The sequence below is a fragment of the Dyadobacter beijingensis DSM 21582 genome (genome assembly GCF_000382205.1).
In the GTDB taxonomy this organism is placed as follows: Bacteria; Bacteroidota; Bacteroidia; order Cytophagales; family Spirosomataceae; genus Dyadobacter; species Dyadobacter beijingensis.
Map to the genome: position 1 here is coordinate 969237 of NZ_KB907788.1, position 24601 is coordinate 993837.

Consider the following 24601-nt stretch of genomic DNA (forward strand, 5'->3'; position numbering starts at 1 on the left):
TTATTATTCCTTTTAAAAACCCGTTTGGCCGACTTTCCGCCTTCGAAAAAGGCGGATCGTCTGACCGTCAGCCCCGTATGATCAGCACCGAAGGCGAATGCGAAAGCCACACGCTGTGCGATTCGACCGCTTTTTTCCAGCTGTCGAGGCTAATTACCATCAGGTCATTTTCCTGCAAAAATTCCTTTTCCAATGCATTTTCGTAAAGCATTGTCACATTTTCCCCCGATTTTTCCCGTAATGCGGCCAGTTCCCCGCTTACCTCGGGGTGCTGGCTGAGGCTTTGCGATGGATCCATGATCGTGATTTGCAGGCCGCCCACGGAAGCGAGGCGGTCGGCGAACCGGAGCAGTACCTTGTCCTCCGGCGAGAATAGCGGCATGAAAACGCGCCGCAACTTGTCGAGGTTTTTCTCGATAAGGATGCCGACCGGCACCTTCACGGATTTGATGATATGCGTCGTCCGTTCGTCGAACACGTCGGCGTGGAAGAACTTTTCCTTGCCGGTAATGGTGTCGAAAAGGCGCTCGCGGCTTGCGAAGCGGGACGTAAAGCCCAGTATTTTACCTAAAAACGTTCCCTCGAATACTGATCGTCCGATACCGATCAGCAGCATATCGAACTCCCCGTCGTTGGCGGTTTCGATGATGTCGTGCTCGATGCTTTGGGATGGTTTGAAGAGGGAAGTAAATGGCGTATCGAGCAAATGGGCCTCTTCGTTGATCGGGCGGAATGTTTCGAACTGATATTCCTCCGTATTTACCTGGCTGAGATAGCTGCTAGGCGAGAGGTGCAATGCGGTAATATGTTGCTCCTCTGCACTTTGCGCGATCAGCTTGTTGGCAACGCGGAACATTTTGCGGCCTCCCTGCGGACTGGCGAAGGCGATCAGGATGGAGAAGCGCGAAGGCTCGTGTTGGGGATGCAGGTCTTCCCATTTCGGCGAAGGGAAAAACTTGTCGATCAGGTCCAGCGCCGGGCCGGTCATGCAGGTGGTGGCGAGGGCCATGATCACCATCATCGCGAATATTTCAGGCGATAGCACGCCGATGTCGTACCCGATATTAAGTACGACGAGTTCCATCAGTCCCCGCGTATTCATGAGCGAGCCGATGATCAGGCTGTCGCGCCACGATTGCTTCACAAACCGCGCGGCGACCGTGCTGCCGATAAATTTGCCTGTCACGGCGGCGGCAATGATCAGCCCCGTTACCAGCCACAGGTGCGAGTCATTGAGCAGCCCGATTTGTGTTCTCAAACCGGTAAATACAAAGAACAGCGGCAACAGCAGTACCAGTGAAACGTCCTCTACCTTTTCAATAAAGATATTCCGAAACCGCTGATTGACAGGCATGACCACGCCCGCCATAAATGCCCCGAACAACGCGTGAATGCCGATGATTTCGGTACAATACGACGAGAGCAGGAGCATCAGGAAGAATACCGCGACGATCGGCTTGGTAAGCCCCTCGCGATAGGCGTAATGGTCGCCGATGCGTTTCAGCACCGGTTTTACGATTTGCATCATGACCAATACGTAACCGAGTGCAAGGAAAATCGTGTAAATGGCGCTCACAAACTCGCCCGCTTTCACGATCGCGATCACGGCGGCGAGGATACACCAGGCGGTAATGTCGTCGGTGGCGGCGCAGGTAATCACCATCATGCCCAGGCGCGTACGCGAGAGCCCGCGTTCCTGCACAATGCGTGCGAGGACAGGGAATGCCGTGATACTCAATGCAATACCTATAAAGAGCGAGAACGACAGAAAGCTGATGCCTTCCGGCGCGAAGTCGGAATACATATATAACGCCAGGCCGACGCCGAGTGCGAACGGCAGGATGATGCTCGCGTGGCTGATCACGATCGCTTCCTGGGCCTTGGTTTTCAGTACATTCAAATCCAGCTCCATGCCGATGATGAACATGAAGAGGATTAGGCCTACCTGGCTCAGAAACTGTAAGTTACCAAGGGAAGCGGCCGGAAATATCAATGCGGAAACCTCGGGGTAGAACATACCCAGCAGCGATGGGCCGAGAAAAATCCCCGCGGCGATCTCGCCGATCACCGTCGGCTGACCGATGGCCTTGCATATCCAGCCGAACACCCGGGCAACGATGATGATGGTGATGATTTGCAGCAGGAGCGTGGCGAGCGGGTGATGGATATTGTGCCCGAATGTGTCCGTGAATTGCTCCCAGGAAGACGTGTTTGGCTGTTTTTGGGCAATCTGGGCCGTATTTTCCAGCAATGTGCCCTGTCGGATAAAGAAGTAAAGCAGGGCCGAAAAAACGGCGATGGTAATGGTGTAAAAGAGTACGTTGCGTATGTTCTTCATCTGCGGGTAAGGGAGTGAAGTGCGCAAAATACTCAATTCAAGCGAAAGATGGTAGGACGGAATGCCCTACCATCTTGCAAAATACTAGCTCCAGAGCCGGTCGTGCGAACGCTTTTCGTTCCAGTCGGGCGTAGGGGCAAAGTAGGATTTGTCTTTCGGATGCAGGTGTTTTTTCACCTCCTCGTCCACCAGCTCGATACCGAGCCCCGGCGCTTCGAGCGGTACCGGTGCGTAGCCTTTGTCGATGAGCTTGCGGCCGTCGGTGGTTTTTACGAGCCCTTCCCACCACGGCACGTCCACGGAATGGTGTTCCAATGCAAGGAAGTTTTGTGTGGCCGCGGCACAATGCACGTTGGCCATGAAGCTCACAGGCGTACCCGCGAAGTGCATGGCCATCGCAATGCCATGATCCTCAGCATAGTCGCCGATACGCTTCGTTTCCAGCAACCCGCCGGAAGAGGCCAGGTCGGGGTGGACGATATCCACCGCGCGCTGCTCGATCAGTGCTTTGAAGCCTTCTTTGAGGTAAATATCCTCGCCGGTGAGGGTAGGCGTTTCCAGTGCGTCGGAAATGGTCTTCCATTGATCGGTGTATTCCCAGGGCACCATGTCCTCTAACCACGCGAGGCGGTATTTGTCCAGCGCCTTTCCGAGACGGATGCCGTTGTTGAGGTCAAAATGGCCGTAATGGTCGGAAGAAAGCGGTATTTCGTAGCCTACCACGCCGCGTACTTCTTCCACTACCTTCGCCATTTCATCCAGGCCTTTCGGCGTGATCTGGATCGCCGTGAAGGGGTGCTTGGTATTGGCATAGGAATGGTAGTCGCCGGCCCATTGCGAGAAGCCGCCGCCCCAGAACTTGTTGTTCACGACGCCACCTTCGCTGTTCCGCAGCATACCGATCGAAATATCCATTTTTAGCCAGGTGTAACCCTGGTCCTGCGTGCGGTATTTGATCTTTTGCTTAAACTCGTTGATGTCGTTCGACTCGGGTGTATCCGCGTACAGGCGAACTTTATCCCGGTAGCGGCCGCCGAGCAGCTGCCAGCACGGCACGCCGTAAGCTTTGCCGCAAAGGTCCCAGAGTGCCATTTCCACCCCGCACACGCCACCCGCCTGACGGCCGTGGTAACCAAACTGCTTGATGGATTTGAACAACTGCTCCACGTTGCAGGGGTTTTGGCCCAGCAAATGGCTTTTCAGGAACAATGCATACCGCTCGTCGGCACCGTCGCGCACCTCGCCCAGGCCGTAAATGCCCTGGTTGGTATCGATGCGGATAATGGGCGTGCGGCCTACATTCTGCACGATGCAATAGCGCAGGTCGGTGATCTTCAATTCGGAAGGCTTCGAAGCCCGGCTTACTTTGGAAGTAGCCTGTGCAATGGTATCCTCGGTCGACATCGACATGAAGCCGCCCAATGCAATACCGCCCACCGCCGTTTTACGCAGGAAGTTCCGCCGGCTGTCTTTCGTAGCCGGATTAGCAATTTCCGCCGCCGCCGCCGCTTTCTCGGCTGTTTCTACTTGTTTATTGGATTCAATGATTTGTTTGAGAATGTTTTTCATCGGGATTTGAGTTTAGTGGTTTTTGACCGCCGACGGACGGCCGTCAATAATTTCTTTCTTTCAAATAATCATCCAGCTCCTTTTTCGTCATCGGCAGCTTGCCCGGATAGTTGTTTACCCAGTTGAGGAAGTCCTTCTGGATCGCGTCCGACCATTTGGTATCGATTTCCCCGGGCGTGTATTTGCCCTCACGGAGGCGCAGGTGACCGAATTCGTCGCGCAGCGCCGTTACTTCCGATGTCAGCACGAGCTCTTCCACCAAATGGGCGGGAATAAAGATCGTACCGTATTTTTTAGCGAGCACAATATCTCCCGGCAGCACCACCGCGCGTCCGATGCGGATCGGCGTGTTGATGTTCGTCAGCATCATTTGCTGGATGTACGACGGGTCCTGGCCTTTGATCCACGCGTTGAAACCTTTGATCTCGCTCAGACCTTCCACATCGCGCACAGAGCCGTAAAAGATCACCCCACGCTTGGATTTGGCATAAATGGAGTTGCCCAGGTTGTCGCCTATGAGCGTCCCGTCCGCGATTTTACCATAGCCGTCGGCCACATACACGTCGCCTTCTTTGAGGACGTCGATGGGCCAGGAGTTGGTACCGCCGGTTTGCACGCGCCCTTCTTTTTTACCGGTTTCCTTCACCAGGTCCTGCAAATCGGGGCGGGCGGGCATGTACTGGGCGGTCACCACGCGGCCGGTCATGGAGCTGTCGGTGTGGATCAGCTGCCATTCGCCTTCAAACTGGTTGTGGTAGCCTTTGTTGCGCAGCACGCCCCAGGCTTCTTCCATCGAAATGTTTTTCAGGCGGGCCAGGATCGCGTCCGAAACGCGTGGACGGCCATCGGGCGAACGTTCTCCCTTCCAGCCGGCGGTGTAGGCTTTGATCTGATCAGGAGTGGGGGAGATCGCCTGTGCGTAGGAAGCGACGCTTCCCAGCACAAACGCCCCCGCAAGCAAGGTTTGTTTAAGCATAAAAGAGAAATTAAGGGTTGGTATTGATTGTTATTTATCCCAAAAAACGGGCGTTCCCAGCTCGTCCGGGCCCATTCTGGCAACTGCCTCCTTGTAGTTGGCTTCATTCACCGAGCGTTCCCTGACGGGGTACACCAATCTTTTGATAAAGTCCTTCACCGATGGATCTTTACCCGGGTAATTGTTGATCGGGAGCGTCGGGAAGCCACTTCTGCGGAAGTTCGCCCAGGCTTCGGAGCCATTCAGGAACGAGGAGATCCAGTACTGGTTGTTGATCTGTTCCAATGCTTTGGCTGGTACGAACGGGTTGGCCGTTATGTAAGCGTCCTGGCTGGCCGCGGGAATGGTGGCGAGGACATCGTACGTGGGCAGCTGGTTCATATGCGCTTTTACACCAGCTTCGTAAAGTTCTTTTACGTTACCCGTTGACCAGCCGCGCTGTACCGCTTCGGCTTGTAACAGCAGGGTTTGCGACCAGGTGATAAAAAACTCGGGCGCGTCAATTTTGCCGAGTGTACGACGGTTGATCTGCGAATATTTGAATGCGGAACCGATTTTTCCCGGGAAGCCAGGTGCATTGACGATGGTGGATTCGTTGTAGCCGTATGGCATCCCGTCCTGATCGGCAGGCGTCGTATTCTCGGCACCGGCGGTGGCCAGCGGGTTGCTTGGCGCCTCATATTTGATAGCGATTACCTTAAGGCGCGGATCATTCGAAGTTTTAAGGAAATCGATGAAGGCTTTGCCCATATAAACATTGCCACGCTCTGTTCCCTGGAAATAACCGGCCAACGGATGGTTGAAGGTGCTGTTGAATGCAATGTAGGCGTTATCGGCGTTGGAGCTTTGGACGCCGCCATTGGCGGGGTCAAGCGCGATGGCCACCACGGACTTCGCTGTGGAAGGGTCAATTTTAGAATACCGCATTCCCGCACGCAACAGCAGGGAATTCCCCAGTTTTTTCCATTGCGCAATATTGCCTTTGAAGAAAAGGTCTCCCGATTCGATGGGCTTACTCGCGTCCAGCGCTTTGGTACCTTCCTGCAATTCTTTAATAAGGTCCTGGTAAATCACTTTCTGGTCGTCATATTTAGGCAGATTAATGCCTTCCAGAAAGGCCTTACCAGCCTCAGAATAGGGCACATCACCGTAAGTATCTACCAAAACCATAAAAACATAGGCCTTCCAGATCCGCGACATATTGTAAAGGTTGCTCCGTGCCGGATCGTCCTTCGTTTTTGCGATGACCGTGGTAAGCAGGTTCACCGGGCCGTTTTGCAGATACAATGAGTTGAAGTTGGCATTCGAGTTCGGGTCGGAGAGCGCATTGTGGTTTCCTCCCTCTACAACCCCGGTGTAAGGCGTGTTGATCTGCTGCACGATCTGCATCTGGTAGTTCTGCGTGGCGATGGCCGACGAAAACTCCGCATTGGAAAACAAATAAATAGGGTCGATCTCTGTCGCAAGGACGGGGTTTTTGTTAACCTCCTCAAAACCGCTATCACACGAATTGGCGCCAACAAGCATTGCGAGTGCTGCGGCATATATGAATAATCGTCTCATATGTTAGTGACTAAATGATTGAATGATTGAATGTTTTTCGTTTCTCTCTTTCTTCCCTTTCCTCCATTCTCCTATAACTTAATGTTCAAATTAACCCCATAACTCCGCGTCGTAGGAAGTGTATGCGTCTCGATGCCTTGTAGGTTGTCGGAGGCCGATACCTGTGCTTCGGGATCGAGGTTGTCGATATACTTCTTGATCATCAGTACGTTGTTGCACATCGCAGAGAGCGTCAGGCCTTTGACGAAGGTCTTTTCCCGCAGGAAACGTGACAGGTCGTAACCGATTGAGAGCGTCCGCCAGCGTACGAATGCGCCATTATATACAAAAGGCGAGGCCAGGTTTGTGCTGCGGTATGCGGTGTAAAATTGCTCGGCTTCGACACGCGTGGTGTTTGCTTCACCGGTGGCCGTGACACTTTCCAGAAGTACGCCCCCTTCCCGACCCACCAGCGAGGATTTTGAGAGTCCTTCACGGAGGAAGTTCAGGTTGGAGTTCGAGAGGATCTTGTTGCCAGCCTTGAAATCGATTTGCGTTCCGATGCGGATGCCCTTTACATTGATGGTGTTCACCCACGCACCGACCCATTTCGGGATGGCACTGCCGAAAGACACAATGTTGCCTTGTTGCGGCAATCCAGCCGAGGTAATGATGCGGCCCTGTGCGTCACGCTTGTAATCGAAGCCGCGCAGCGACGCCAGCGGTTTGCCCACTTCGTGGGAAACAATCCCGAAAAATTCGCCGGTACCGACATCGAAACGCTGCTGCTTGTCGGCGAGCTCAATTACCTTGCTGATGTTGTAGCTGCCATTAAAGCTGGTTTCCCAGGTGAAGTTATCGTTGCGCACGGGTACGATAGTCAGCAAAAATTCCACACCCTGGTTCCGCAGCTTACCGACGTTTACTTTGGTCTGGCTGAAACCGGATGCATTGGAAATGTCGACGTTAAGAATCTCATCCACAGTGTTTTTACGGTAAAGCGAAAGATCCAGGTTCAGGCGGCTGTCGAAAGTTTTCATTTCAAGACCCAATTCGGTTTCCTTCACTTTCAGCGGCCGGAGGTTTGCATTCGGGCTGACGGTCGAGGGCAGGTTGCCTAATGCCGTACCATTGAAGGGGTTGGCATTGATCCCGTAGTAAAGGTTGTTTGAATAGGGATCCGTATCGCCTCCTACTTCGGCATATGCTGCGCGCAGCTTTCCATAAGTGAGCCAGTCAGGGGCATTCTCAAATGCCTGACTGAACACGAAGCTACCGCTCACAGAGGGGTAGAGATAGCTGTTCGAGCCGGGGTTAAGTGTCGAAAACCAGTCGTTGCGGCCGGTAATGTTGACGAACAGGAAGTTCTTGTAAGAAAGTTCTGCTGAACCGTAAATCGAATTCACTTTCTTTTTGCTGTATCCATAGTTCGGGGTTTTCACTTGCCCGTTGCCGATCGTGTACAGGTCACGCACGTAGAAATTGGTCACAGCCGTCGAAATATTGTCGTTCACCTGCAGCATTTGGTTGCCGCCGAGTGTGATGTCTATCCCAAAGTTGCCGAATGTCCGGTTGGCACCGATGAGGATGTCCATGTTTCGCTCGCGGAATGTCGACACATCCTGGTAATAGTAGCCATTGAATCCCGTTGTAACCGCGCTGATGGAGCGGGTACCGGTGGGGCGGTTGTAGTTGTACGGCCGCGTGTAGTAATCCTGCCCAATGCGGCCTTGCACGAACAACCAGTTGGTGAAATCGTAGCGCACCGAAGTATTCCCAAAAATCCGGTCGCGGCGCACGTTTTCGAAGCGGTCGTAAGCCACCCAGTAGGGGTTGTTTCGGTTGGTAAAACGCGCCAGGGGCATTTCGTTGCCGTTGGCATCCTTGCGGTTTTTGAGCCAGTCGGCGTCGATGCTGGTAGCCATGGTATAAATGGTGGTGTTCGCATTCATGTCCTGGATACCGATCTGTGGCGGGTTCTTGTTGTACTCGTTGGAATAGTTCGCGTTCAGTTGCGCGGAAAGCTTTTTGGTAAACTTGTAGTTCAACCCGAGGTTGAAGATTTTTTTATGATAAGCCGAATTCGGCATGATCGCATTGGCATCGGTATTGGCAAAAGAGAGGCGGAAATTTCCTTTTTCATTGCCGCCTGATAATGCAACTGAATTGGTAAAACTGGTCCCTGTGCGGTAAAATCGTTTGATCCGGTCCTTGTGGGCGATATAGGGCTGCGTGCTGCCGTCGAACTGCGGCGTCGGCTTGCCGTCGAGCTTTTCGCCGAATGCAAATACGCCCGAGCTTTGTGCCTCCGCCACGGTGGTTGGGCGTTTTCCGAATTCTCCCTGGCCGTATTCGTATTGGAAATCGGTGTAGTCCAGTGCTTCCTGCGCCTGGAAATTCGAGTTCAGCTCGACACCGATACCGGTCGTTTTGCTGCCGCTTTTGGTAGTGATGATAATGGCCCCGTCCTTGGCACGAAAACCGTACAATGCCGCCGCAGCGGCACCTTTCAGCACCGTCATCGATTCGATATCGTCCTGGTTAATGCTCTGCAAACCATCGCCGGCATCGGACGAACCGCCGGTGGGGTTACCCGTTCCGTTTCCATTCGAACCGCCCGCCGAAACGCTGCTGTTATTGATCGGAATGCCGTTCACGATAATGAGCGGGGAGTTGTTGCCCCCGAAAGACGACTGGCCGCGGATACGGATCTTGGTGGAACCACCCGGACCGCTCGCCGGAGGCGTCACGTTCAGACCGGCCACTTTTCCCTGCAAGCTGTTACCGAGGTTGGTCGTGCGGTTGGTCGTCAGCTCTTCGGTATTCACCGTGGCTGTCGAATAGCCCAGTTTCTTCGCATCACGCTTGATACCCAGCGCCGTAACGACCACCATTTCCAGGTTGCGCACATCCGGCGTCATGGAAATATCGTAGTTCGACTGGTTGCCGAGCGGAATTTCCTGCGGCGTGTAGCCGACATACGAGAACACGAGCGAGCCGCCCGCGTCGGGAACGCTCAGCTGGAATGCGCCTTCGGTGTCGGTGGCGGTACCGGCCTTGCTGCCCTTCACGACAATGCTCACGCCGGGTAGGGGAGCGCCCTTTTCGTCGGTCACCTTGCCGGTAATGTTCCGGTCGATGCTGCCCTGAGAGCGGATCGTTTCGGGTAATGCGCTGCCGGGCTCGGCGGTGTTTTTGATGAGAACTACCTGTTTACCGTCGATTTTGTAAGTAATGTTCGCCGGTTTGAACAGATCGTCCAGGATGTCGCCCAGCGGGCGGTCGATCGCATTCAGCGAGACCTTCCGTTGCGATTTGATCAACGAAGAGCTGTACGTGAAACGCAACTGCGTCAGCTTGTTGAGTTTGTTTAGTACCGTCTTCATTTCCAGGTTGTTGACCTGTATCGTGATCTTCTGATTCAGAATATCCTGTGCCCCCACGGTGCCTGCTGCGGATACAGTGGCAAAGATTAAGGCAATAAATAATTGGTAAAGTGATATTCTCATAGCCCTGTAAAGTAGCCGGGATAGATGTCGGTGTTTTTTCATACTTTTGAAAGTTTTGTTCTGTGCTGAAATGATGGGACAAAATGCTCCTGAACCGCCGCAGATGCCAGTCCGGGCGGGGGAGTTGCAGGGCCGGTGATGGCGCAATCATCACTGGCTCTTTATCATTCAATGGAAAAGCAGCGTCAATGGTATGTCATAGGCAGATCGAGGGATTAATGGTAGCTGATTTTAGTCCTGAAAGGGTTTAGCGTTTAATTACAACCTTTGGAACGGATCAAAACCCGACCGTTCTCCATATCATAACCGGCACCGATGGCCTGGCAGATGGCGTTCAGGCGTTGTTTCAGATTTTCTTCGCCAAACTGCGCGCTGATCATACAGTTGGCAAGCGTTTCGGCCTGGTAATCGATGCTGATGCCATAAACCTTTGCCAGCGCGTCGAAAGCTTCGGTGACCGGCTTATCGTCAAAAACCTGGTCTTTTTGCACCGCGGATTCCGCCAGCAGCCCCGGATTCGCCGTGACGGCCTTTTCCAGCTTGTTGTCCTTCCGGTTAAAAACGACCTGCTGATTGGGGTTCAGTATCACCCCGGCCAACCGTGCATTGCCGTGCCGGGTTTCGTATTCTTTTTTGGGATAAACCGATACGCGACCCGTCTTTACAGCCACCATTTCGGTATTGTCGCCTTCAAACGCTTTCACGCGGAAGCTGGTACCGAGCACTTTGGTCACTGTTTCATTGGCATACACAAGGAAAGGCTGATCCGGATTTTTAGCTACGTCGAAGAATGCCTCGCCTGTGAGGTACACGCGCCGCTCGTTAGCCGCAAACGTGCGCGGGTAGCGGATGCTGCTGCCTTTGGAAAGGGTCGCAACGCTGTTATCGCTTAGCAATACGGTCATTTCGAGTTCGGTGCGGTTGGTCTGGGCCAGCATTTCCACCTCAGCCTGCACGGCCCGGGCCTGCGGCGTGCCGGTCTGGCCGGGATGCGTCGTATAATACAACCAGCTGAGCCCGCCGGTCAGTAGCAGCACCGCCGCCGCCCGCCATACGGCGCGACGGTAGAATGGAATGCCGTTCTCCATTTTCCGTGCTTCCGCGAGCCGGGTAATCTCCTCGATCTCGTGGCGGAGCATATCCTGCGAAAGGTCGTCCTTGTACAACTCATGCACGGCCAGCACCAGCTCCCGTGCACGCGCCGCGACGCCCGCACGGTCGGGATTCCCGACGAGCCATTGTTGCCAGTAATGATCCAGTTCCGGTGTAGATGCCATGACCCAAAGCCGGAAAGACTCATCGGTGGCCAGTTCTTCTACTGTAAATGTTCGGTATAAACTCATGGGTTAAAATGAGACAGACTAACGGCGCCCTGCAGATGCTTTCAAAAGTGTATGTCACATTTCACCGCCGGGATAACCAAAAAAGTCAAAAAAAATTTTGAAAAATTATAAACGGAGGAAAGGGAAGAGGGAGTAAGGGGAGTAATGGGGTACTTTAAAGTATTATAAGTAATGAAAGAATTGTTCTTATTATATTTTTTAAAAAGTATTTAATGTATCTGACTATTTAAAAGTATAAAACATTCAGATATGGTCAATTCGTCATTTGGATCGGCCGCGGCGCGGCCTGCTGTTTCTAGAAAAAACATAGCCGCCAAACAAAAAATTGGCTCCGGAGGCGCCGCCTGGGGATTCAAGGAAACTTCTACGGAGTTGTTGAATCTTTGTTGCCTGCGATCGCTACAAACAGATTGCCCCTCCGGGGCGCAGGTAAGGCCGTCCCTACGAAATTAACAACCACATCAACCAAAAAAACTCCGCAGGCGCCCAGATCTCCTTAATCTCCTTCAATGTACGGTAAAGGAGGTTAGAGACACTTTGGCGGCCGAGGCCCATGATGCTGGCGATGTCTTCGTTGTCGAGGTTTTGGTAGAAGCGGAGGTAGATGATTTCCTGCTGGCGCTTCGAGAGCAGGGAGATAATGCGTTGGAGGTGGCCGTTCTGGAAGCGGATGTGCTCGGCTTCGATGATGTTGGTTTCGATGGATGGATCGGATGGATCGGTGTCGAAAATGGCCTGTTGGGGCTCATGGAAGCGTTTGAGGCGAATGCTTTCCTTGATGAGCTTGTGGCGGAGCGCTTTCAGCAGGTAGGATTTGACGAATGCGGTCTCCGAAAGGAAGGTGCGGCGCTCCCAGAGTTCGAGGTAGAGCTCCTGGATGGAGTCGCGGATGAAGTCGGGGTCGGACGAGAACTTGGTGGCATAGTTGTACAGTGCCCGGTAATGCGTTTGGGCGAGCTGCCCCAGCGCCTCCGAGTCGCCGGCCTTGAACCGTTGCCAGAGCTTGCTATTCAGCTCATTGGCATGCGATATGTTGTTGTCCTGATTCAAATCCTTAATGCAACGGCAATGTTTTATTAAATCAATGAATTATACCAATCAAAGCGGCCAATAGTGGCATTCTCCTTGTGAAACGGCTGCAATTATTCTTGTAGTGAAGTGTCAGGGGAAGATAAAACGGGGCGGTGAAACCCGCCCCGTCCGGATATTGCCCTGCGGCGACTGCAATGCGCCGCAGTGGGTTACTTAACCACTTTCAGTTTTCCCTGCATGAGTGTGTAATGACCGGGAAAAGTGCAAACGTACTGGTAGGTGCCCGGCTGTTTCGGTGCTACGAAATAGATCGATTCCGACTTCTCGGGCTCCACGATGTTGGTATGGAAAAGCACATCGTTCGTTCTGGGCACGTAGTTCAGTTCTGTTCCTTTCAAACCCAGGTTCAGGCCCGCTTCACCTACGGCGGTGACGGTTCCCGGTTTGGTAATGACGAGATTATGCAGCATGTCGTCGTTGTTGTTGAATACCACCTTGATCTTGCTTCCCGCCTTCACCTGGATTTCCGAAATATCAAATTTCAAACCCGGTACGGTGCCGATGGTAATGACCTGGTCCGGCCCATTCGTCCAGCTGGCGGGCATTTCCGTCACACGCTTGGCCGAAGCGGCGGTATTGGCCGCGGTTTCGCCTGTTGCAGGCATCGTGTGCGCGCTGTGGTCTGCGGCTGGGGCTTTCACGGTGGTTGTAAACTGCGATGCATTGGCCGCCTGTCCGCCCGCGATTTCGTTGAGGGTGTAGTAGGCCGTGGTGTGCAGCAGATTGTTGCCGTCCGGCGATTTTACGCCTTCCGTTTTGATTTCGTGGATATAACCCTTACGCAACGCAGCCGGATCAACCACCAAGCGAACGCGCAGACCATCTTCCGAAACGATGATGCCTTTTAGCGGCACTTCCTGCGTGTTGATGATCGGGCTGCCGTAGGTGCGGTGGTACCGGTACGTGAAGCTGTTCATTTTATACGAATCCTGGTCCGCAGCGGTCTTTTTGTCCACAGGGCTGGTAAAGGTGATTTCGAAGCCGTCCGGCGTCGAGCGCACGGTTTTCATTTCAAATGGCATTTTACCCGTCCACACCAGGCGCTGGATACCAAATTCTTCCTTGCCGGTAGCCGACCAGCCCCGGCTCGTCTGACCTACAAAAAGCGAGCCGTCGAGGCCCCATTCAAGGCGCAGGATACCCGACATGAACCCTTCGCGGAAAGGGAAAACCGTTCCCTGCCAAACGCCGTTCACTTTTTCGAGGTCTACGCGGGTGATGATACTATGTCCCTGGTCGCCCACGAACATTTGCCCCGTAAATGGCCCGAATGCACCATTGGTGACGTCTTCTTTGAAATCGGAGGTCGAAATACCGACCAAGGTATGCGGGAACCACACCGCTGGCGGTTTCAGGCCGGGTACTTTTTTAGCGACGTCGTACAGCGGCTCGCCGGTGCTCGGCACGTCCTCGGGCGTGAGCTTCACGGGAGACCCTTCTTCCTTGCTCCAACGCAAGCCGGCCGGGTTACCCGCGAAATCGCCTTTTTCCAGGTGCGTCATACGGCCGGAGCCTACCCAGTCGCCCTGGTTCTCGGTGTAAAAAATGTCGCCTTTATACGATCCGAAGCCGGAAGGGGAGCGCAAGCCGGTCGCCCAGGGCGTAAGCTTGCCGTCCTGGCCGAGTTTCAGCATCCACCCGCGCCATTTCGATTGGCTGGCGCCACGGCCCACCCAGTCGAGGTTGAGCGTGACGAGCATCTCGCCGTTCGGCATCGCCACGGGGCCGTAGGAATACTGGTGGTAGTTGCCCGAGAGCGGCCACCGGGTAAATGAATCGTACACATCGGCCACGCCGTCGTTATCGGTGTCTTCCAGGCGGGTTACCTCGCCACGCTGCGACACGAGGAAATCCTTGCCGCGGTAATAAAGGCCCAGCGGCTCGTGCAGACCCTGCGCGAAGCGGTGGAACGATGGCTTGCCGTCGCCTTTGAGGTAGGGGTTACCGATCAGCCAAACTTCGCCGCGGCGGGTGGATGTAGCCAGGCGCCCGTCCGGCAATACCTGCATACCACCCACTTCCATCTTGATATTCTCCGGGACCGGGATGGTGATAATGCGGTAATAATCGTCGATTTTATTGGGCTTCGACTGGGCGAACGCGCTCACACAGCCAGCGGAAATCAGGGTAGTTAAAAGAATATTTTTCATTGATAGCATTCAGATAATGAGGTTTTTACCAAAACAAAGAATAGCTGGTGGCATTCGAAACGGGGAGAATGAGCTCCTTCATTTCGCCAGCCGGGCGGACGATCGCCCTGGCCTTTTTATCGATCTGCACATAAAAGCGGTCGTCGATCTGGTAAAGTCCTTTTTCTATTTCGGTAATCTGCTTGCCGCTGGCCAGCAGCGAGTACAATGCGCCGGAAGGTGTGCCGGCCACGCGGAATGTGCGTGAAAGGCTGTTGCCGCCGGATACCAGCTCGTCGCTCACCGTGGCCGAGCCGATTGCGTAGCGGAATACCGGGTAACCCTTCTGGTCGATTTTATAACCCAGGAAATTGATGTTCGCAGAATCGGGCCAGGCTGCATTGGCATTGTCGAGCAATGCGATGCTGCTGCGCCCTGAAACGTGTACCTTCAAACCGGCAGGGAACAGCAGTTGGGGCTCGCCGCGCTCGTACCACATTTCGGTCACGTCGGCAAATTGTCCGCGCCACGCCTGCAACAATGCGCCGCGGTTCAGGTCCACGGTGTAGTTCCAGCCATCAGGGCTGCCTACCGAGATACAATGCGTGCGTTTGTATTTTTCACCCTCTATCTGAATGAACGACCGTACCATATCGGGACGCTGATCAGGCGTGACGCTGATGTACGGCTTTGGCTCCGGCTCTGGCAGGGACGAGAGCGAATGCAGGTCGTACGGACGAACGCCGGATTTCTCCACGCGCAAGCCCAGCGCCGGCTGGCGCCACGGGAAACGCGAGTAGTAGATTTTGAATTTGTGTTTGCCCTGCGTCAGGTTGACGGTGCCAGTATGGGTTTCCTGCGAGGTGCTTTCGCCGGAGGTTACCACGCTCTTACCGTCGATATCCACCGACAGCACCGGGCCGGAGTAAATGGTAGTGAAAATGTAATCACCTGCTTCGGTCACATCGATATCGCCTTCGTATACGAGGTGAAATTCACGCATGCCGTTGGTCACTTCCTGCGTTAGCACGGGCGACTGACCTTCATGATCGAGCTTGCTATATTCTTTGGCATCCCATTTGTCTGAAAATACTTTGTAGTTCAGGTTACTGATAGACAATGGTTTACGGTTAGCAAGCAATTGATAGCCGACATTGCGAAATGCGATATTGCCTTTGGTAACTTCCAATGCGATGGGTTGGCCGTCGCCTGCCGCCTTGGAATTGGGGAGGTAAACCGTTTCCAGCACCGTCACGCCATTGAGCGAAAGGGTATTCAGTTTCGCGGAGTTGGGAACGTTCTGAACGGATGCGTCATAGGAAAGTTCGAGCGTTTGCCACAGGCCGGCCGACTTGGCGGCATTCTGCGTCGGGAACTGGCCGATATAACCTGAAGTGGAAGCGTCGGCCACTTTTTGTTTGCTGCTGTCGGAAATCTTGACCTTCTGTCCGCCGGGAAGGATAATGTAGCCTTCGGCACCCGGCGAAACGTTGAATTCAAGGGAAAGCCGGAGATCGCTTGCTTTCAGTTTGGTGGTCAGCACAGTTCCGGGGCTTCCGATCAGTACGCCTTCGCCGGCCGATATTTTAGGCTTCGCAGTGCCGGAAGGAAGTATGCTGATGCCACCTTGTATCGACCAGTTGGGGGCCGCGCTTTCGAAGGCGCTGAGGTCTTTGAGGGAAAGAGAAGAATAGTTTCCCTTCGCTGTCTGGCCCATCACCGCTACCGGGCTGGCCAGTAGAAGGAGGGAGACTGTCTGGAACAATTGACGCATTGGAATCGATTAAGTGTATTGTTTACAATTAAAAAGCGAAGTTCGGCATTTTTTTTACTATTATATCCGGAAATAGTATGAAATTTTTGAACTGCGGAGATTGCTTGTCAAAAGTTTAACAAGGATGAATCCTATTTTGTAAATTTAAGCGAACACTATTTCCCGTGACCACCGGTAGCATTCAGATAGAAGTAGTTGTTCGTGCATGAGTTAGTGAGATTTTCAGCATTTATCAGTAATCGTTTACAGCCTGACGTGCCGCCGGTCCCGGCCGGATTTGTTTATATTATGTTAATAAATATTTAACATAATAGACTGTATTAAAGCGGATTTTTGCGTTTTGCCGGGCGGTTGTGCCCATACCATTCTTTTCTCACCTAAAAAACCTAAGTGCTCATGATCAAACAAGTTTACTTATGCTTCCGGCTGAGTATTTTCAGAAGCGGCGCGTGCGCAGGCATGGCGCTCACGGGCCTGATGTACTCGCATGCAGGCATCGCACAGTCGGTGGTTACCGGGCAGGTAATATCTGACGACGACAAGCTTCCGCTCGCGGGCGTGAGCGTGATCGAAAAAGGCAGCAACAACGGAACCGTCACCGATTCGAACGGCAAGTACCAGATCAGCGTCAAAGGCGCCAGCTCCGTACTCACATTTTCGTTCCTGGGGTATGTTACCCACGAAGTGACCGTAGGTGGCCGCGCCGTGGCCGATGTAGTACTTTTCGCAGACCAGAAACAATTGCAGGAAGTAGTCGTGACGGCGTTGGGTATCAAAAAGGATGTCCGCAAACTCGGGTACGCTGTGCAGGAGCTGAAAGGCGAAAGCATCGTGACGGCCCGTGAAACCAACATTGTCAACCAGTTGGCCGGTAAGGTTGCCGGTGTGACGGTTGTAGGAAGCCCGTCGGGGATCGGCGGTTCTGCGCGGGTGACGATCCGTGGGGAACGGTCGGTGGATTTGAACAAAAACCAGCCGCTGTACGTGATCGACGGGGTGCCTATCAGCAATTCTATCACGGGCGGTTCGGGCCAGAATAACCTCGAAGTCGATTTCGGGAATGGCGCAAGCTTCATCAACCCCGACGACGTGGAAACAATGAGCGTGCTGAAAGGACCTGCCGCTGCGGCCTTGTACGGTTCAAGAGCGGCCAACGGGGTGATCCTGATCACCACCAAGTCGGGGAAAGGCAACAAGGGCATCGGCGTAGAGGTGAACAGCAACACTACGTTCGAGCGCGCATTGAAACTGCCCGAATATCAGAACAAATACGGGCAGGGTAATGGTAACGGCGGCGATTTCGCATTCGTGAACGGCGCCGGCGGAGGCCTTACCGACGGTACCGACGAAGGCTGGGGGCCGGAATTCAAAGGCCAGAGCTACCCGCAGTACAATTCGCCGCGGACATTGAACGGCCAGGCCATTCCATTCCTCGGTGGCGACCTGAATGCGCCCGCCGGAAGCGTGATCACCGCAACGCCCTGGGTAGCAGACGTGGACGGTTTGAAAAACTTCCTCCGCACAGGCCGTACATTGACGAACAACATCGCGCTGATCGGCAACAACGACCAGGGTAATTTCCGGTTGTCGTACACCAACCTCGACCAGACGGGTATCGTGCCGAACACCGACCTGAAACGCCATACCACCTCGTTGAGTGCAGGTTACAACCTTACCAAGAAGCTATCTGCCAAAACATTCGTGAGCTATATCAAGAGTTCGAGCGGGAACCGCCCTTCGATCAGCTACGGTACGGAGAGTATTATGTACCTCTTCAACTGCTGGCTGCCGCGCTCGGTGAAGGTGTCGGATATGGAACGTTTATGGATGAACGGTCTGGAAGATCAGCGCCAGTTCAGCTGGAACTACAACTACCACGATAACCCTTACCTCACCGTTTACGAAAACACCAACGGCCAGGAAGTGAACCGCATTATCGGTAACGTGATCCTGAAATACGATTTCACCGACTGGCTCAGCCTGCAATTGCGTACGGCTACCGACTGGGGCAACGAGCGCCGCGAATACCGCCGTGCATTCAGCACGCAGCGCTTCCCGTTCGGCCAGTACCGCGAGGTGAAAGTGAATACCGAGGAGCGTAACAGCGATTTCCTGTTGTCTTTCAACAAGGATGTCAGCAAGGATATCAATGTATCTGCGACATTCGGTGGTAACCAGAACCGCCAGAGCTCGATCTACGACGAGGAAAATGCGGGCCAGCTCAACCTGCCGGGCATTTACAACCTCACCAACTCGCGCATTCAGCTGGTCGCATCGCAAAGCAAGGTCGGCAAGCGGATCAACAGCTTGTACGGTTCGGCATCGGTGTCGTTCCGCAATTACCTGTTCCTCGACGTCACGGCACGCAACGACTGGAGCAGCGCATTGACGCTCCCCACGGCGCTGAAAGCGTTCGGTACCGAGAACAACTCGTATTTTTATCCATCGGTTGCTCTGAGCGCTGTTTTGAGCGATATGACTAAGCTGCCGGAAGTGATTTCCTTTGCCAAACTCCGCGCCAGCTTCGCGCAGGTGGGTAACGATACCGACCCGTTCACATTCACCCAGGCATTCAACCCGAGTACGCCTTACGGCTCGTCGCAGATTTACGGTGAAACAGACCGTCTGGCGAACCTGAACCTGAAACCGGAGATCAGTACGGCTTACGAGCTCGGCGCGGACGTCCGTTTTTTCAAAAACCGCGTAGGACTGGATTTTACATTCTATCAAAGCAAAACCAAGAACCAGATCCTGCAAATCCCGCTTTCGCTTACTACGGGCTATAATGGCCGTTTTTTCAATGCGGGTGAGATCAAAAACTGGGGCTTTGAAACGATGCTGAATGTAACGCCGGTAGAGATCAATGATTTCAAATGGAATATCGGTATCAACTTCTCGGCCAACCGCAGCAAGGTACTCGAACTGTCGGACGGCATTACCAATTTCGTAATGGCGAGCAAAGGGGTGAGCATCGAGGCCCGGGTCGGCGAGCGCATGGGTGACATGTACGGGATCGCTTTCGCACGCGTGCAGAACACCAATTCATCGGCCCCTTACTACGACGCTACCGGCCAGAATGTGGGCCAGATCGTGTACAAGGACGGTCGCCCGGTGCCTACAACCAACGTGCAGAAAATGGGCAACTACAATCCCGACTGGCTCGCCGGTATTTCCAACCAGTTCAACTACAAGAGTTTGAAACTCAGCTTCCTGTTCGACGTACGCCACGGGGGCAAGTTGTATTCGCATACACAAACGGTTGGTCGCGAGGGTGGTATCATCAAGGAAACCCTCGAAGGACGTGCAGACGGCTACGACCTGAGCAAAGCCGGCAATGGCGTCATCGGCGACGGCGTGGTGCAGAATGCCGACGGTACTTTCAGCAAAAACGAAGTGAAGCTGGCGGCCCGCGCATGGCATACCGCCTACACCGGCGGCCGTAACATTGCCGAAGGCGTGATGTACGACGCGTCGTTCGTGAAGCTTCGCGAGGTGCAGCTGGGCTATTCGATCCCGAACCGCCTGCTGGGCCGCTCACCGATCAAAAACATCACCGTTTCGTTCGTGGGACGTAACCTGGCGCTGTGGTCGAAAGTACCGCATGTAGACCCTGAAACAATGGCTTACAACGGCGGTACCGCATTGCCGGGTATCGAGTATATGTCGATCCCTTCGAGCCGCAGCTATGGTTTCAACGTGAGTTTCAAACTGTAACATTTCAAGAGGAAAACAATGAAAAAGCTAATTCCGATATATATCATGGCCGCGCTGACACTCTCGGCGGGCTCGTGTACCAACGACTTTGAGGAAGTAAATACCAACGACAACGTGCCGAACAATGTCACGCCCGACCTGCTGCTGTCCGGCGTGATCCGGAATATGATCAACAGCCAGGTGAGCGACGCCTGGGGGATCGGCAACATCGTGGTGCAGCACCACGCGAAGATCCAGTTCGTGAACGAGGACCGCTACCTGTGGGGCCAGCAAAACGGGATCTGGGACAATGTGTATGGGAATATGCGTAATATCAAAAACATCATGGACCAGGTCGGTACCGATGACGCCAATGCGTACAAGGGCATCGCGCTGATCCTGAAATCGTGGATGTTTGCGCTTGCGACGGATGCATACGGCGATATTCCGTACACGGAGGCGACCAAAGGCAAAACCGACGGCGTGTATTTGCCCAAATACGACACCCAGGAAAGCGTTTATGCAGGTATCCTGGCCGATCTCAGCACGGCGAACAATATCCTCGCCACCAGCACCACGGCGGTTTCCGGCGACATCCTTTTCGGCGGCGGCTCCGGGTCGATCATCAAATGGAGAAAGTTAGCGAATTCACTGCGTCTGCGTTATTTAATGCGTATTTCAAAGCAAAAAGACGTGAAAGCCGAATTGCAGGCGATCGTGGGAGATCCTGCTAAAAACCCGATTTTCGAGGGCAATCAGGACAATGCGGAACTGAAATACCTCGCAGCGGCGCCTAATCAGTGGAGAATGTACGATTCGCGTGTGGGCTCGTTCGACGAATTCCGGGTGAGCAAGACGCTCAGCGACCGCCTTACGGCGTTGAAGGACCCGCGTCTGGCAGTATTCGGCCGTCCGTCGCAATCTTCCGTAACGGCCGGTAAGCCGGTGATCGAAGGTGTTCCGAACGGCTTGGGCGACGTGCCCGCATTGAACTATAATGGTGGGCCTCAGGGTGTTTCGCGTGTGGGGTACACGTTCGCGTGCCTCGTGTGCAACGATCCCGGCCAGGCGCCGCCGGACCCTTCCGCACCACGCGGGATCCTGATGAACTATTCCGAATTGCAGTTTATCCTGGCCGAAGCCCGCGAGAAAGGCTGGATTACGGCAGGAACGGCGGAAGGTTATTATACCAAAGGCATCCAGAGCAACTTCGAGTACTGGAAAAGCGTAGTGCCGGCTTCCTACGGCATTAATGTCACGCCGGACGCTTCGTACTATACGCAAGCCGCCGTCGCTTACACAGGTACAAGCGCGGAGAAATTCGCGAAAATCGCGTTGCAGAAATGGGTAGCATTCTATTTCAACGGCCTGGAAGCGTGGTTCGACTGGCGCCGCACGGGCATGCCGGAAATCAAACCCGGACCCGACAACCTCAACCAGAACCGCGTACCGGTACGCTTCATTTACCCGCTCTCGGAGCAATCGCTCAACGGCGCCAACCGCGAAGAGGCGGTCAAACGTCAGGGAACGGATGATCTGAATACCCGCACCTGGGTGGCAAAATAGGAGGGAGATGACAGGTTTAGTCAGATTTGGTCATGTGTGGTCAGGTTTTGTGTGATACCAAGCAATTACAATTACACAACACCTGACTACGCCTGACCACACTGACCAAATGTTCCCCATTTTTCCTCCCAAAAAATCAATGCGCTTCCAGCCAGTTAGCGCCGACGCCGATCCCTGTTTCCATTTTCACTGCCATCGGGATCGCATTGCGCATCAGTTCGTCCACTTTTTCTTTGAGGAGGTCGATTTCGCTATAATGCGCGTCGAAGACCAATTCGTCATGCACTTGCAGGATCATGCGTGATTTGAGCTTTTCCTGGGCCATGAAATCGTGGATATTGATCATCGCGACCTTGATCATATCGGCCGCCGAGCCTTGTATCGGGGCATTGATGGCGTTTCGTTCCGCATAGCCCCGGTTGGTCTGGTTGCGGGAGTTGATATCGGGCAGGTAGCGACGCCGGCCCAGGATCGTTTCCACATATTCCCGTTCCCGGGCGTTATTCACGACTTTGTCCATATAACCTTTCACGGCCGGAAATTCCTCGAAATAGGCGCGGATAATCTCGCTCGCCTCGCCGCGCGGAATGCCCAGGCGCTGTGCGAGGCCGAATGCCGAAATGCCATAAATGATCCCGAAATTGACCATTTTGGACTTTCTACGCATGTCGGAGGTTACTTCTTCCAATGGCACGGAAAACACTTTGCTCGCTGTCGTGGCGTGAATGTCGCGGCCCTGGTTGAATGCCTCGGTCATACTCGCGTCGCCGCTGAATGCCGCCATAATGCGGAGCTCGATCTGCGAGTAATCCGCCGAAAGGATCTGGAAATCGCCATTATCCGGCACGAATGCCTTACGGATCTCGCGGCCGCGCGGCGTGCGGATCGGGATGTTTTGCAGGTTCGGATTGGTGGAACTGAGGCGCCCCGTAGCCGCAACAGCCTGGTTATAAGAGGTGTGGATGCGGCCCGTGCGGCTGCTCACCATGGTCGGCAATGCATCCACGTACGTCGATTTGAGTTTCTGCAACTCGCGGTAATCCAATATTTTACGGGCAATGAGGTGGTTGGCTTCCAGGTCGGAAAGGATTTCTTCTCCTGTCGCATATTGCCCGGTTTTTGTCTTTTTCGGCTTTTCGATCAGCTTCATTTTCTCGAAAAGGATTTCCCCGAGCTGCTTGGGCGAGCTGATGTTGAACGACTGGCCCGCCGCCTCGTAAATCTCCGATTCGGTCTGGCGAAGATCGGATTCCAGCACGGCCGACATTTCCTTCAATGCATTGATATCCAGCCGCACACCGGTGTTTTCCATCGACGCGAGTACTTTGGTCAACGGCATTTCCACCTCGTGGAAGAGCTTCGCCGCATTCACCTTCGGCAGCTCGCGGCTGAAAATCGTATTCAGCTGAAATGTGATATCGGCGTCCTCACCTGCATATTGCGTAATCTCGGGAATGGCCACATCGCGCATATTGCCCTGTTTTCCACCCTTTTTACCGATCAGCGCCGTGATCGACACCGGTTCGTAGTTCAGGTAGGACGCGGCCAGGATGTCCATTCCGTGGCGTTTGTCGGGTTCGAGCAGGTAATGCGCGAGCATCGTGTCGCTCAGTTTCCCGTGGACCTCGATGCCGTAGTTTTTCAATATCAGCAGGTCATACTTGATATTCTGACCGATTTTTTCAATGTTTTCATTCTCAAAAACCGCGCGGAAATGCTCCACGATCTCCTGGGCTTTTTCCCGGTCGGGCGGGACGGGAATGTAAAATGCCTCGCCGGCGAGGTAGGAGAACGACAGCCCTACGAGTTCGGCTTCGGTCGTGTCGAGCGAGGTCGTTTCCGTGTCGAAACAAAATGCATCCTGCAACCCCAGGTAATGCGCGAGGCTCGTCATGAGCTCCGGCGTGTCCACGGTATGGTACCGGTGGAAAGTATTGTCGATCGTTCGTTTGGAAGTCGGGATGCGGAGCTCGCCGGTTTCCTCGGTCAATTCGCCGTCTGTAAGGTCGCCGCTGATCACCGCCGGTTGCTGGCCGATCTCTCCCGTAGGATTACCGAAAATATCCAGCTGTCCCTGGGCGCTTTTGCGCGGAGCGGCGGTCCCGTTGGACCGTGCGGCAGGTGCCGGGGTGCCGGTGGACCCGCCTGGCGAACCGCCCAGAATACGCGTTTTAAGCGTTTTGAATTCCAGTTCATCGAACAGCTCGGCGATCAGCTCGGCATTGGGGGCACAAATCGTGAGATCTTCGGCATCGAATGGTACCGGCACCTTGCAATCGATCGTTGCAAGTTGCTTGCTCAATATCGCCTTGTCGAAGTTCTCGCGCACTTTTTCACCGAGTTTGCCTTTGATTTCATCGGCGTGCGTGATCAGGTTTTCGATCGTATCATATTCCTGGATCAGTTTCTGGGCCGTTTTTTCGCCCACGCCGGGAATGCCGGGAATGTTATCGACGGCATCGCCCATCAGTCCGAGAATGTCGATAACCTGGTCGATACGCTGGATCTGCCAGCGATCGAGGATCTCCTGGACGCCCAGCACTTCAGCGCCCTTGCCGAGGAATGCAGGCTTGTATATATGCACATATTGTTCGACCAGCTGCCCGTAATCCTTGTCGGGGGTCATCATAAATACCTCAAAACCCTCCCGCGACGCTTCTTTGGCGATGGTACCGATGATGTCATCGGCTTCGTACCCGTCCAGCTCCAGAATGGGAATGCACATGCCCCTCAGCAGGCGTTTTACAAGTGGGATTGCAACGGTAATGTCCTCAGGCTGAGCTTCTCGTTGCGCCTTGTATGCCTCAAACTGCACGTGGCGGAATGTAGGCGCGGCGGTGTCGAATGCAACGCCGATATGGGTGGGTTTTTCTTTCTGGAGTACTTCGAGCAGTGTGTTGGTGAAGCCGAAAACGGCACTGGTATTCAGTCCTTTTGAAGTGATGCGTGGCGCCTTGATGAACGCGAAATGTGCCCTGTAAATCAAGGCCATAGCGTCCAGCAGGAACAGCTTGTGAACGGGTTTTTCCATGAGGTAAGTTTATGATCGAAACTCAAATATAATGCAAGT

12 protein-coding genes are annotated in these 24601 nt (G+C 53.9%); 2 read left to right on the top strand and 10 right to left on the bottom strand.

Annotation, left to right across the window (positions count from 1 at the left end):
* Positions 1-67: 67 nt before the first annotated feature.
* From H144_RS0117635 to H144_RS0117675, 9 genes are all read right to left on the bottom strand, one after another.
* Complete coding sequence (locus H144_RS0117635) at positions 68-2338, bottom strand: cation:proton antiporter (protein ID WP_019943421.1); 2271 nt, start codon at positions 2336-2338, stop codon at positions 68-70.
* Between the two features lie 84 nt (positions 2339-2422).
* A complete protein-coding gene (locus H144_RS0117640; RefSeq protein WP_019943422.1) occupies positions 2423-3907 on the bottom strand; it encodes a mandelate racemase/muconate lactonizing enzyme family protein in 1485 nt (494 codons plus the stop codon).
* Between the two features lie 43 nt (positions 3908-3950).
* Entirely contained in the window at positions 3951-4883 is a 933-nt protein-coding gene (locus tag H144_RS0117645; protein WP_019943423.1) for an RraA family protein, read from the bottom strand.
* A 30-nt stretch (positions 4884-4913) separates the two neighbouring features.
* Positions 4914-6446, bottom strand: a complete 1533-nt coding sequence (locus tag H144_RS0117650; protein WP_026350781.1) for a SusD/RagB family nutrient-binding outer membrane lipoprotein — start codon at positions 6444-6446, stop codon at positions 4914-4916.
* 71 nt (positions 6447-6517) lie between these two features.
* Positions 6518-9934, bottom strand: a complete 3417-nt coding sequence (locus H144_RS0117655; protein WP_084599975.1) for a SusC/RagA family TonB-linked outer membrane protein — start codon at positions 9932-9934, stop codon at positions 6518-6520.
* 254 nt (positions 9935-10188) lie between these two features.
* Positions 10189-11277: a FecR family protein gene (locus H144_RS0117660; protein WP_019943426.1), complete on the bottom strand. Its 1089-nt coding sequence runs from the start codon at positions 11275-11277 to the stop codon at positions 10189-10191.
* Positions 11278-11718: 441 nt separating this feature from the next.
* Positions 11719-12327, bottom strand: coding sequence for an RNA polymerase sigma factor (locus H144_RS0117665; protein WP_019943427.1), 609 nt, complete (start codon positions 12325-12327; stop codon positions 11719-11721).
* A 191-nt stretch (positions 12328-12518) separates the two neighbouring features.
* Positions 12519-14519 (bottom strand): plastocyanin/azurin family copper-binding protein, encoded by a 2001-nt coding sequence (locus H144_RS0117670; protein WP_019943428.1) that lies wholly within the window; start codon positions 14517-14519, stop codon positions 12519-12521.
* A 25-nt stretch (positions 14520-14544) separates the two neighbouring features.
* Entirely contained in the window at positions 14545-16272 is a 1728-nt protein-coding gene (locus H144_RS0117675; RefSeq protein ID WP_033402732.1) for a 3-keto-alpha-glucoside-1,2-lyase-like domain-containing protein, read from the bottom strand.
* Between the two features lie 396 nt (positions 16273-16668).
* Between H144_RS0117675 and H144_RS0117680 the strand changes: the two genes are divergently transcribed.
* Complete coding sequence (locus H144_RS0117680; RefSeq protein WP_019943430.1) at positions 16669-19986, top strand: SusC/RagA family TonB-linked outer membrane protein; 3318 nt, start codon at positions 16669-16671, stop codon at positions 19984-19986.
* A gap of 18 nt (positions 19987-20004) precedes the next feature.
* The gene (locus tag H144_RS0117685; protein ID WP_019943431.1) at positions 20005-21531 is read left to right on the top strand and encodes a SusD/RagB family nutrient-binding outer membrane lipoprotein; all 1527 of its coding nucleotides are present in this window, start codon (positions 20005-20007) and stop codon (positions 21529-21531) included.
* 136 nt (positions 21532-21667) lie between these two features.
* Here H144_RS0117685 and polA read toward each other — a convergent pair whose 3' ends face one another.
* The gene (gene polA / locus H144_RS0117690; RefSeq protein WP_019943432.1) at positions 21668-24562 is read right to left on the bottom strand and encodes a DNA polymerase I; all 2895 of its coding nucleotides are present in this window, start codon (positions 24560-24562) and stop codon (positions 21668-21670) included.
* Positions 24563-24601: the final 39 nt, after the last annotated feature.